Annotated in this window: 2 protein-coding genes; one reads left to right on the top strand and one right to left on the bottom strand. The window is 57.9% G+C overall.

Annotation, left to right across the window (positions count from 1 at the left end):
• The coding region (locus AC1DZP_RS36095; protein ID WP_477309118.1) for a substrate binding domain-containing protein at positions 1–657 on the top strand (657 nt) is incomplete at its 5' end.
• Positions 658–1,325: 668 nt separating this feature from the next.
• Here the strand turns inward: AC1DZP_RS36095 and AC1DZP_RS36090 are convergent.
• Positions 1,326–1,630: hypothetical protein (locus AC1DZP_RS36090; protein WP_477309116.1), on the bottom strand; the 305-nt coding region annotated here is incomplete at its 5' end.

Below are 1,630 nucleotides of genomic sequence, written 5' to 3'. Positions count from 1 at the left end.
CAGCAGAGGGCGCCACGCGGGCTGATCCGCGTCAACGCCCCAGTCGCCTTCGGTGGGGTGCATCTCGCGCGCGCTATCACGGACTTCAACGCGCAGTACGACGAGGTTTCGGTCGAGGCGGTCCTTAACAACAATTTGGTTGATCTGATGGATGGGGGCTGCGATCTTGCCATTCGCATCACGCGGCTACCGGATTCGGATCTTATCGCACGCCGACTTGCCCCGTGCCGCCGTGTTGTCTGCGCTGCCCCTGCCTATTTGGAACGGTATGGCGTCCCGGAGAGGCCAGAGGATCTTAAACATCACAATTGTTTAATTCATCTTCCGGACACCGATTCCGCCACGTGGCGGTTCAAAGGGGCAAGAAGAGAACAGGCAATTTCGATCAAAGGTCGGGTGCAAGGAAATAGCGGCACGCTTCTACACGAAATTGCTCTCGCCGGCGGCGGTATCGTGCGACTGCCGAGCTTTATTGTCGGCGAGGATCTGAAGGGCGGACGGCTTGTGCCTCTGTTGGCTGACCATATGTGCGAGGAGCTTGGCATTTATGCCGTTTTCCTTGATGCGCGACCGCTTTCGGCAAGAGTCCGCCTTTTCGTCGAATTCCTCGCTCGCCGCTTTGGACCGGAGCCGTCGTGGGACGACTGGATGCCATAATCTGGCAACGGGCTAGCATCGATGGCGAAGGGGTTCGTCTACCCCGATGATTGACTGACACGTTTGAGCTGAGCCGGTCTGCTTCTGCCACTGGTCGCCAAGGGCGAGGTGATTGTTCGCTCGACCGTGTGCCAAGGCGTCTCCTCACTGGCTCGTAGCATTTGGATTTATCGAACAGGCAGAAGGGGTAGCTTTTGGGATAAAGCGTTTGGGGTGCTGAACGGCGACAATTGGGCGCGAAGCTGCCGTTAAAAACATGGTACTTGGAAGTCGTGCTGTCGCGCTATCGGGCCGCAACGTGCCAGGGGGTCGATCCCTTCCAGAGCCACGCAAAAGCCGAATCTAGTATCCTACTTGGTCCATGAGCACCCGCAATTCGGACTGCGGAGCGACCTAGAAAGTTCAAAAAGCTTCCAGGAACCCCAAGCAAACTGGACGCCGCTTCGGACAATCAGGTTCACGGATATCCCGGCGAACATCCGCATAGGAGCGGCCAATATCGTCGGCAAAAGAGCGTCCGAAAAGGGCTGTCGGCGGCTCCGTCGTGGGAACGGAAAAAGAAGAGAAGCAGAACTTTCGTGTGCGATTTTTGCACACGGACTCCCGCAACTATCTGATATTATTCATCTATCTGTCCCATCCATCAGAGGGCCGCCAAGCGATCTTGCTCAGCGCTCGTAATCGTTGTCATTCGAGCGCTGGGTCTTGCGGTCCTGCTCTTCAGCCTGCTGAGCCTTCTGCTTTTTGGCATCCTTCTGCTTGGCTCTCTCCTGCTCGGTGCCGGTTCGCGGCTGCTCCGGCTGGCGGGGATCGTCCCGAGTTGGAAGGTCTCKCCCTCGCGCCTCGCGCTCGGGAATCGGCTCSTCACCGCCACCACCACGACGCTGYTGCTGCCGCTCGAATTGCAGCCGCGCGAGACGGTCGTGCATCTTGTCGTTGACCTCTTCGCGATACTGTTCGAACTGTCCTTGAT

The organism is Mesorhizobium sp. P2_F8, assembly GCF_056403655.1.
This window is presented reverse-complemented; position numbering and strand designations above follow the sequence as displayed.